The following is a 9540-nucleotide window of genomic DNA, read 5'->3' as shown; positions in this document are numbered from 1 at the left end:
TGACACTCCGCCTTCGCGAGCAAGCCCGCTCCCACACAAGCCCGCTCCCACATTTAAATCCCGCTAGGCTTTAGATCGCGGCGCGCCACTGGCCCCGAGCGTGCTTCGATCTGCTGCTTGAGGTCATGCCGCAGCCCCACCAGAAACGCCAACTCCGCCACCACAAACAACGGCCCGACGATCAGCCCCGACACATCATCCACAAACGCGGGCTTTTTACCCTCGTAATAGTGCCCGACAAACTGAATCACCCAGCCCACCACAAACATCCCAATCCCGCTGCCCAGCCACACCAGCGTGCTCTGCGCCGCCAACACATGCCCGGCCCACACCGACATGCCCATCAGCACCGTCATCAACACGCCGAGCGCCAGCTCCAGGCGCAGGTAGAACCACGCCGAAAACAACGCGAGCAGCACCGCCGGAGACACCCACAGCCCACCCACCGGCCATTCGGGACGCGACAGCAGCACCGCCACCGCGACCACAATCAACGGGATGCCGATAAAGTGGCTGGCGATATTGCGCGGGTCGCGGTGGTAGGCGGCGTATTGGCTAAGGTGATCGACGAGGCTTTTCATTGTTGTTCCTCCTGTAGGATGTTTAATCATGCCCTGTCAGCCTTTGCCTGACTGTCAGCTGGGCGACAATCTTCGGAGTTCCCATGGATGCAGCGCAGTGGCATTCGCAATTGGCGACAGGCCAGTGGTTCAGTCACCTGCCCGCACCGTTTCAGACTAGCTTGCTGGCCCACGCCCGGTTGCGTCAGCTGACGGCGGGGCAATACCTGTTCAAGCGCGGCGACCCGCCATGCGGCTTGTATGCGGTGCTCGAGGGCAGCCTGCGCATCAGCGCGGTCAATGAACACGGTAAGGAAGCGGTATTGAGCCTGGTGGAGCCGCCTTTCTGGTTCGGCGAGATCTGCCTGTTCGACGGCCTGCCGCGCACCCACGACGCCTGCGCCGTCGGCTCGTGCACGCTGTTGCAGGTGCCGCAGCAGGCGCTGTTGCAAAGCCTCGATGACAATCCGCGCTACTGGCGCGACCTGGCGTTGTTGATGAGCCAGAAGCTGCGCCTGAGTTTTATCGGCCTCGAACAACTGCGCCTGATGCCGGCGTCGGTGCGCCTGGCCCATCGCTTGCTGATGATGATCGACGGCCACGGCGACATCGAGCCCTCACGGCGCCTCGTGCAACTGCCCCAGGAAGACCTGGCGGCGATGCTCAGCCTGTCGCGCCAGACCACCAACGCCTTGCTCAAGGACCTGCAAGCCCAGGGCATCGTGCGCCTGGGCTACGGCGCGATCGAAATCCTCGACGCCGAGCGGTTGCGGGAGGCGGCGCACACCTGAGGGTGTTAGCCTGCTGGCCTGAACAATCGAGGTGTCTTATGCGCGTGCTGTTAGTGGAACATGAATCCGACGAGGCACAGCGGATGGCCCAGGGCTTGAACGAGGCCGGCTACAGCGTGGAAGTGGCGGCCAACGGCATGGCGGCCCAGCGCCTGGTCGAGGACGGCGAGTACGACCTGGTGATCCTCGATGTGATGCTGCCCGGGCTGAATGCCTGGAAGTTGCAGCAGGCGATCCGCCAGAAGGGCGACACGCCGCTGTTGTTCCTGACTACGCCCGGCGGCATTGAAGATCGGCTGCGTGGGTTGGAATTGCATGAGGATGATTACTTGCTCAAGCCGTTCGAGGCCAAGGCATTGGTGGCGCGGGTGAGGTCGGTGTTACGGCGTGATCGGGGGCGGTGACTGATCTGACGCCTTCGCGAGCAAGCCCGCTCCCACATTTTGACTGCATTCCAAAGTTGGAACTCGGTCAAATGTGGGAGCGGGCTTGTGTGGGAGCGGGCTTGCTCGCGAAGAGGCCCTCCCAAGCAACACAAATATCTACCGCAACCCCTCCCGAAACTGCCCCGGCGTCACCCCCGTCCACCGCTTGAACGCCCGGCTAAAACTGCTGGTATCGGCAAACCCCAGCAAATGACTGATCTCCGCCAATGAACACTGCGGGTCCCGCAAGTGCAGCAACGCCAAATTCTCCCGGCACTCATTGAGCAACGCATCAAACCGGCAGCCTTCATCCGCCAGATGCCGCTGCAAGCTGCGCAAACTCAAGTGCAACGCCTGGGCGACCCGTTCCGCGCTCGGCTCGCCGTCGGGCAATTGCGCTTCGATCACCCGGCGCACCTTGCGCTCCCAGGTCAGCGGTTGCAGTTGGGCGAGGGTGCGTTTGAGCACGGTTTCATTGTGTTCGGCCAGCTCGGGGTTGGCGTCGTCGAGGTGGCTGTCGAAGTCATGGGCGGCGAATTCCAGGCGGTCTTCCCTGGCGCCAAAAAACACCGGCGCGCGAAACACCGTGTGCCAGGGCTGGGGATCGGCCGGTTCGGGGCGCCGCAAATACACGGCTAAGGGTGCGTAGTCGCGGCCCAGGCGATTGCGGCACGTGCGCACATAGATCGCGGCAAACGCATCGATGGCTTCGAACGCCGGCGCCGGGCTGCCGCTGGGTTGCTGCAGGCGAAAGCGATAGCGTTCTCCATCACCGTCCAAGGTCAGGGTCAGCGCATCGCTGACCACCTGGTGATAACGCACGATGCGCTCGAACACCTCGCGCAAACTGCCGCTGGCCACCAGCGCATAACCCAGCGCGTGAAAGGTGGTGGGGCTGACAAACCGCGACACCCGCAAGCCAATCGCCGGGTCGCCGCTGGCCTGCACCGCCAGTTCCCACAGCCGCGTGGTGGCCGACAGCGGGTAGCGCGCATTCGGGTCGTCCATCTGCTGCGGGTCGAGCCCGGCCGCCACGCACAGCGCGGCGCTGTCGAGGCCGAGGGCGTCGAGCTGCTTGCGCAGGGCGCGGGTCCAGCTGGCGAGGGAAGTGGGTTCGGGCATGGCGATTGGCGCTTGCGGTCAACAGGTTGGCGTCCGGGGCTAGCGCCCTGCCAGATCGCGTGGGGCAGGATGGACGCATCAATAACCAGAGGATGGAAGCATGGACGGTACTTCTGCAAGTCCCCAGCAGATGAACGCGCAACAGCGTTCGGCGCATATCCGTGAAGTGGTGCTGGCCGAAGGCGTGCGCTTGCGCCAGCAGCACCCCTGGCTGCTGCACCAGGACGCGCTGGGCGCGGGCATCCTGGCGTTTGCGTTGCTCGGCATGATGGGTTCGGCAGCGCTCTACATCACGGGTCATATGGCCTGGTGGGCGTGCCTGTTAATCAACGCGTTCCTGGCTTCGCTGACCCACGAGCTGGAACATGACCTGATCCACAGCATGTACTTTCGCAAGCAGCGCATCCCCCACCACCTGATGATGGGCCTGGTGTGGCTGGCGCGGCCGAGCACGATCAACCCGTGGATTCGCCGCCACTTGCACCTCAACCATCACAAGGTCTCCGGCACCGAGACGGACATGGAAGAACGCGCCATCACCAACGGCGAGCCCTGGGGTTTTGCGCGGTTGTTGATGGTGGGCGACAACGTCATGTCGGCGTTTATCCGCCTGCTGCGGGCCAAGACCTGGAAGCACAAGCTCAGCATCCTCAAGCGCTCGCTGCTGGTGTACGCACCGCTGGCGCTGCTGCATTGGGGCGCGTGGTATGTGTTCCTCGGCTTCCACGCGGCCAATGGCATCGTCAGCCTGCTGGGCGCGCCGATCGAGTGGTCAGCCAGCACCTTGCAGGTGATGCAGGTGATCGACATCGCCGCCGTGGTCATCATCGGCCCCAACGTGCTGCGCACCTTTTGCCTGCACTTTGTCAGCTCCAACATGCACTACTACGGCGACGTGGAATTGGGCAATGTGATCCAGCAGACCCAAGTGTTGAACCCCTGGTGGCTGTGGCCGTTGCAGGCGTTCTGCTTCAACTTCGGCAGCACCCATGGCATCCACCATTTTGTGGTGAAGGAGCCGTTCTACATCCGCCAGATGACCGCCAAGGTGGCGCACAAGGTGATGGCGCAGATGGGCGTGCGCTTCAATGATTTCGGGACGTTTGCGCGGGCCAATCGGCTTGGTTTTCCACCGCCAGCAGCGTCTCGATCAACGCCTTCGCCGCAGGTGACAAGCGCCCCCCAGCGCGGCTGATTATCCCGCAGCGGTTGCTCAAGCTGTCGAGGGCGTGGGGCAGGTTGCGCCAGTGCAGCACCTGCAACGCGCCGCTGGCGAAGTCATCGACGAAGGCTTCTCTGGCGCCCAGGCCAATCGCGTCGGACTGGCGCACGATGCTCGCCAGCGCGGCGAACTGCTCCAGCTCGATGGCCGGCGCAAAGTCGATGCGCCCGCTGAGGTTGGCCAACAGCTTGCGAATGCCCGGCGCGATCAGTGGCGTGGCCAGCGGGTAGCCGAACAGGTCGTTGGTGGACAGGCTGTCCTTGGCCAGCAGCGGGTGCCCGGCACGGCAGAAAAACACGCTGCGCCGGGGCGTCAGGGCCTGGGTCTGGAAGTTCGGGTCGGCTTCGAAGTGGCGCACATCGGCGATAAAAAATTCGATCTCCTCGCGGCTCAGGCTGCGCCCCAGACGCTCCCAGTTATCCACCTGCAAGGCACTGCGCACCTTGGGGTAGACGCTGATAAATCGAGCGAGGGCCTGTGGCAGCAGATTGACCGCCGCCACCACGTCGCAGCCCACGCGCACTTCGCCGGCATCGAGTTTGGTCATGCGTGTGACTTCATGGCTGAGCAACGCCGCGCCTTGCACCAGGCTCAGGGCATGTTGCAGCACCACCTGGCCTTCCGGGGTGGGGCGCAGCTCTTTGTGGGCGCGGTCCACCAGCACGCAGCCGAATTCTTGCTCCAGGCCCTGGATGCTGCGGCTGAACGCCGGTTGCGTGATGCCCATGGCGTCGGCGGCGCGCACAAAACTGCGGTGCTCGTTGAGCGCGATGAAATAGCGCAGTTGGCGAAGATCCATGGGGGGCCCGGCGTCCAAGAGGAGAACCGGGATTTTAAGCGCCGCGCTTATTCCGTCAATGAAGCATGTTTGTTTTATCTAGATCTTAAATGCATAACTATAGAGCGGGCGCCGTGCGGTAGGTCGCCGGGCTGAACACCCGCGTGACCACCAGCATCGCCACGGCGGTGACGGCCAGTACCACCCAGGCGCTGACAAAATTGCCGGTGAGTTCGCGCAGCCAGCCGGTCATCCATGGCGACACGGCGTTAATCAAGAAGCCCACGCCCTGCACAAAGGCCGCCAGTTGCCCGGCCTGGCGCGGGTCGCGATGGTGGTCGAGGGTCAGCAGCAGGCTCAGGGCAAAACACGCGCCGAGGCCAAAGCCACACAACGCCACCCACAGGTGGGGAAATTGCAGCGGCGCAATAATCAGGCCCAGGTAGCCCACGGTCTGCGCCAACAGGCTGATGCCGAGCAACGGCCGCCGGTCGATGCCGCGTTGTGCCAGCACCGGCATCAACAGCGCGGCGAGCACCTGGAAGATGGTCATGAAGGCCAGCAACGAACCGCTGGGCAGCACGCCCCAACCCAGCTGCTGATAAAACGCCGGCAGCCACGCCACCAGGCTCATGTAGCCGCAGTTCACCAGGCCGAAGTACAGCGCCAGCAACCACGCGCGCCGATTGCGCAGGCCCTTGAACGCCGGGATCTCCTTGGCGCTTTTTGCCGCGCCCAGGGGCAACCAGGCCCACAGCAACAACGCGCCCAGCGCCGGCAGCAGCCATACGCCCAGGCCGGCCTGCCAATCGCCGAACTGCGTGGCCACCAGCGGGCTGAGCAGCGCCGCGAGCCCGCCGCCGGCCATCAGCGAAGCCGAATACACGCCCATCGCCACCGGCACGCGGTGCTGGAATTCGCGCTTTATCATCGCCGGCACCAGCGCCTGGATCAGCGCCACGCCGGCGCCGCCAAGCAACGCCGTCACCAGCAGCGCCGAGCCCTGGCCCATCAGCCAGCGGGCCAGGCACGCCAGCAGGATCATCATCAGGCCCAACGCAATGCCGCGCCGCTCACCCAGCTGCGCCTCGACACGCACGCCGACCAACGCCACCAGGCCCATGCAAATCACCGGCAGGCTGGTGAGCAGGGCGCTGCTCTGGAAACTCAGGCCGGTGGCCAGGCGAATCTCACCGAGCAACGGGCTGATGGAACTGAGGATCGGCCGCAGGTTGAGGCCCAGCACAATCAGCAGGCCCCAGCCGGCGAGGGATTTATTGAGGGTCATGCAGCGCCCTTGCGGCAGATAAATGAGGCGTGAGTATGGCCAGCGCCGCAGGTATTCTGAAATTAAATATAACCATGAAAACCAGTGGCAAATGGAATGGTGAGCGCGATGTTCGATCCCGTGTTGTTACGCAGTTTTGTCGCCGTGGTGGAGTGCGGCAACTTCACCCGCGCCGCCGAGCGCCTGCACTTGACCCAATCCACCGTGAGCCAGCAGATCCGCCGCCTGGAAGACGTCGCCGGCTGCCAGTTGCTCGACCGCGACCAGCGTCATGTGGTCGCCACCGCCGAGGGTGAACGCCTGCTGGCCTACGCGCGGCGCATCCTCGCGCTGCATGAAGAGGCCGCCGATGTGTTGATTAACCAGCAAAGCGACGGCGTGTTGCGCCTCGGGGTGCCGGAAGACTTCGCCTCCGAGCGCCTGATGCCGTTGCTGTCGGCGTTTGTGCTGGCGTATCCCCGGGTGCGCCTGGACGTCACCAGCGGCCTCGGCCCGGAGTTGCAGCGCCAGTACCGCAGCGGTGAATTCGACGTGTTGCTGGTCAAGCAAATGGGCGACAGCGACGACTGCTTGGCCTCGTGGCCGGAACCGTTGTGCTGGGTCGACAGCCGCAGCACGCCCTCCCTGGGGCGTGACCCGCTGCCATTGGTGGCGTTTCCGGTGGGCGGGCTGTACCGCAATGAAATGCTGCAACACCTGGAAGTGGGCGGCTGGCGCTGGCGCATCGGCTATTCCAGCGCGAGCCTGGCCAGTGTGTGTGCGGCGGTGGCGGCGGGGTTGGGCATCAGCTTGTTGCCGCGTCGTGTGGTGCAGGCGGGGCACTTGATCCTCGGCGAAGACAGCGGTTTGCCGGCGGTGCAGGGCGTGCGCCTGGCGTTGTATGCGCGCAGCGGTTTGGGGGCGGCGGGGCAGTGTTTGCAGAGCGAGTTGTTCGATTTGTGCGCAAACAATCCCCATTGAGGCATGCCTTTACGGAATATTTTGTATGCCTGCAAAGCATTGAAAAAAAACGCCTCGGCGCCAGGCCACGGAAAACGTGGGCTTGGCGTTTCTGAATGTTTCGTTTATTCAGTTTGGGTCTATGTATAACTTTAAAGATTACTTTAAGAGATAAGCGTCTGACCCCGATGATTCAGCCCTCGACGGCCTTCCACGCAGGCCCGTCGGTTTTTTGGTTTCAAAACCGTAGGGAGTGAATCAATGGGCAATGTCCAGACCGCCGCCAGTGCACACGAGGCGCAATGGCGCCAGGCACCGAGTGGTGAGTTGGTCGACCTTGGGCGGCCGCACCGCGCGCCGTTGGGGCAACTGCGCACGCAGCAAACCCCCAAGCGTTTCTCCAGCCGTCGCGAAGGGGTTCTGCTGGGCCTGCTGGTGCTGGCCCTGCACGCTGCGGTGATTTATTGGGTGGCGCAGAAGCCCACGCCGGTGCTGCCGATCGTGCCGCCGGAAATTCCGCCGATGACCATCGAATTTTCCCAGCCGGCGCCGCCGGTGGTTGAACCGCCACCGCCCGTGCCGCCACCACCGCCGCCGCCCGTGGTCGAGCCACCGCCGCCGGTGGTGGATGAATTGGCCGCCAAGCCGGCGCCGCCCAAACCGATTCCAAAACCCAAGCCAAAGCCCGTGCCGAAGCCTGAGCCCAAGCCAGCACCGAAACCGCTCGAGCAACCGCCCGCGCCACCGACACCCGCACCGCCTGCGCCACCCGCTCCACCGGCGCCGGCCCCGGTCACACCGGCTTCGGCCAACGCCGCGTACTTGAAGAACCCGGCGCCCGAATACCCGTCACTGGCCCAGCGCCGGGGCTGGGAAGGCACGGTGTTGCTGCGGGTGCACGTGTTGGCCAGCGGCAAGCCGGGCGAGATCCAGGTCCAGAAAAGCAGCGGTCGCCAGCAACTCGACGACGCCGCACTGGCTGCGGTGAAGCGCTGGAGCTTCGTGCCGGCCAAGCAGGGCGACGTGGCCCAGGACGGCTGGGTCAGCGTGCCGATCGACTTCAAGATTCACTAACTATTCGGCTGCGGTGTGTCTCACACGCCGCGACCTGCACAGAGGGAACACATCATGGCATTAGCATCTCCACTTGAATCCATCGAAAGCGCGGTGATCTGGCTGCTGGTGGTCTTTTCGGTCGCGACCTGGGGCCTGGCGCTGTTGAAGGGCGTGCAGTTCGGTCGCCTCAAGGCGCAGGATCGCAAGTTCCACAAACAGTTCTGGGCGGCGTCGAGCCTCGACTCGGCCGCCGAACTGGCAGAGACCCAACCCGGCGCCGCCGCCCGTGTGGCCCAGGCCGGTTATGCGGCGATCCAAGTCGGCGAAACCCCGCACGCCGCGGATTTGAGCCAGGCCATCAACCACCAGGACCGCCTCGAACGCGCCCTGCGCCAGCAGATCGTGCGTGAGCGTCGCTCCCTGGAGACCGGCCTGGCCGTGGTCGCCAGTATCGGCAGCACCTCGCCGTTCATCGGCCTGTTCGGCACCGTGTGGGGCATCATGGAAGCCCTCAAAGGCATCAGCGCCGCCGGCTCCGCCAGCCTCGAAACCGTGGCCGGGCCGATTGGTGCCGCGCTGGTGGCAACGGGCGTTGGTATCGCCGTCGCCGTGCCGGCGGTGCTGGTCTACAACTACTTCCTGCGTCGCCTCAAGCTCACCGCTGCCGACCTCGACGACTTCGCCCACGACTTCTACAGCCTGGCGCAGAAGAATTCGTTCCGCGTGCTGCTGCACCCAACCCTGAACAAAACCGCTGCCGGCACCCCGCAAAAAGTGAAGGAGGCGTCCTGACATGGCCTTCTCTACGCAAGACAGTGATGAGGTGCTGAGCGAGATCAACGTCACGCCGCTGGTGGATGTGATGCTGGTGCTGCTGGTGGTGTTTATCGTCACCGCGCCGCTGCTGACCAACGCGATCCCGATCAACCTGCCCAAGACCGAGGCCGTGGCCCCGGTGGAGCAGAAGGACCCGCTGGTGGTGAGCATCGACGGCGCCGGCAAGGTGTTTATCAACAAGGACGAAATCCAGCCGAACCTGCTGGAGTTCAACCTGCAGGCGGCCAAGGCCAAGGACCCCGATGTGCGGGTGCAACTGCAGGCCGACGATGGCGTGAACTACGGCGAAGTGGCGCGCGCCATGGCGTCTATCGAGCGCGCGGGGATTACCAAGTTGTCGGTGATTACCGCTCGTTAAGTAACACAAGCCTCGACAATTTTTTGGCCGTCTCCTTGGCAGGGTGCGGCCTTTTTTTTGCCTGCGATTTAACCAACAACACAAACGCCAGCCTGGAATGCAGACCCCTGTGGGAGCGGGCTTGCTCGCGAATGCGGTGGATCAGCTATGAATTTGCCGACTGG

General features: G+C 64.0%; 11 protein-coding genes. 7 read left to right on the top strand and 4 right to left on the bottom strand.

The window, feature by feature from the left end:
* Nucleotides 1-53: 53 nt before the first annotated feature.
* Nucleotides 54-581 (bottom strand): DUF962 domain-containing protein, encoded by a 528-nt coding sequence (locus NUV89_RS24375; RefSeq protein WP_257783337.1) that lies wholly within the window; start codon nt 579-581, stop codon nt 54-56.
* Nucleotides 582-664: 83 nt separating this feature from the next.
* On the opposite strand from NUV89_RS24375, the gene NUV89_RS24370 reads away from it, so the two are divergent.
* Nucleotides 665-1351: a Crp/Fnr family transcriptional regulator gene (locus NUV89_RS24370; RefSeq protein WP_257783336.1), complete on the top strand. Its 687-nt coding sequence runs from the start codon at nt 665-667 to the stop codon at nt 1349-1351.
* A 38-nt stretch (nt 1352-1389) separates the two neighbouring features.
* Complete coding sequence (locus NUV89_RS24365) at nt 1390-1755, top strand: response regulator transcription factor (RefSeq protein ID WP_257783335.1); 366 nt, start codon at nt 1390-1392, stop codon at nt 1753-1755.
* A gap of 138 nt (nt 1756-1893) precedes the next feature.
* On the opposite strand, the gene NUV89_RS24360 is transcribed toward NUV89_RS24365, so the two are convergent.
* Entirely contained in the window at nt 1894-2898 is a 1005-nt protein-coding gene (locus NUV89_RS24360; RefSeq protein ID WP_257783334.1) for an AraC family transcriptional regulator, read from the bottom strand.
* Nucleotides 2899-2998: 100 nt separating this feature from the next.
* Between NUV89_RS24360 and NUV89_RS24355 the strand changes: the two genes are divergently transcribed.
* Nucleotides 2999-4093 (top strand): fatty acid desaturase, encoded by a 1095-nt coding sequence (locus NUV89_RS24355; protein ID WP_257783333.1) that lies wholly within the window; start codon nt 2999-3001, stop codon nt 4091-4093.
* On the opposite strand, the gene NUV89_RS24350 is transcribed toward NUV89_RS24355, so the two are convergent.
* Complete coding sequence (locus NUV89_RS24350) at nt 3984-4919, bottom strand: LysR family transcriptional regulator (RefSeq protein ID WP_257783332.1); 936 nt, start codon at nt 4917-4919, stop codon at nt 3984-3986. The two genes, NUV89_RS24355 and NUV89_RS24350, sit on opposite strands and share 110 nt — an antisense overlap.
* Before the next feature lie 97 nt (nt 4920-5016).
* A complete protein-coding gene (locus tag NUV89_RS24345) occupies nt 5017-6186 on the bottom strand; it encodes a CynX/NimT family MFS transporter (RefSeq protein ID WP_257783331.1) in 1170 nt (389 codons plus the stop codon).
* A gap of 108 nt (nt 6187-6294) precedes the next feature.
* Here NUV89_RS24345 and NUV89_RS24340 point away from each other — a divergent pair, with 108 nt between their 5' ends.
* The 4 genes from NUV89_RS24340 (at nt 6295) to NUV89_RS24325 (ending at nt 9376) form a co-directional block, all read left to right on the top strand.
* Nucleotides 6295-7146 carry a LysR family transcriptional regulator gene (locus NUV89_RS24340; protein WP_257783330.1) on the top strand — a complete coding sequence of 284 codons (852 nt, stop codon included), beginning with the start codon at nt 6295-6297 and terminating at the stop codon, nt 7144-7146.
* A 240-nt stretch (nt 7147-7386) separates the two neighbouring features.
* Nucleotides 7387-8199, top strand: coding sequence for an energy transducer TonB (locus tag NUV89_RS24335; RefSeq protein WP_257783329.1), 813 nt, complete (start codon nt 7387-7389; stop codon nt 8197-8199).
* Between the two features lie 51 nt (nt 8200-8250).
* Entirely contained in the window at nt 8251-8973 is a 723-nt protein-coding gene (locus NUV89_RS24330) for a MotA/TolQ/ExbB proton channel family protein (RefSeq protein ID WP_257783338.1), read from the top strand.
* A 1-nt stretch (nt 8974) separates the two neighbouring features.
* The gene (locus NUV89_RS24325; protein ID WP_159932397.1) at nt 8975-9376 is read left to right on the top strand and encodes a biopolymer transporter ExbD; all 402 of its coding nucleotides are present in this window, start codon (nt 8975-8977) and stop codon (nt 9374-9376) included.
* The last annotated feature ends 164 nt before the right edge of the window (nt 9377-9540 follow it).

Source organism: Pseudomonas sp. 18.1.10 (genome assembly GCF_024655625.1).
Classification (GTDB): Bacteria; Pseudomonadota; Gammaproteobacteria; order Pseudomonadales; family Pseudomonadaceae; genus Aquipseudomonas.
Note: the sequence above shows the minus strand (reverse complement) of the source record. Positions and strands in the feature narration are given on the sequence as shown.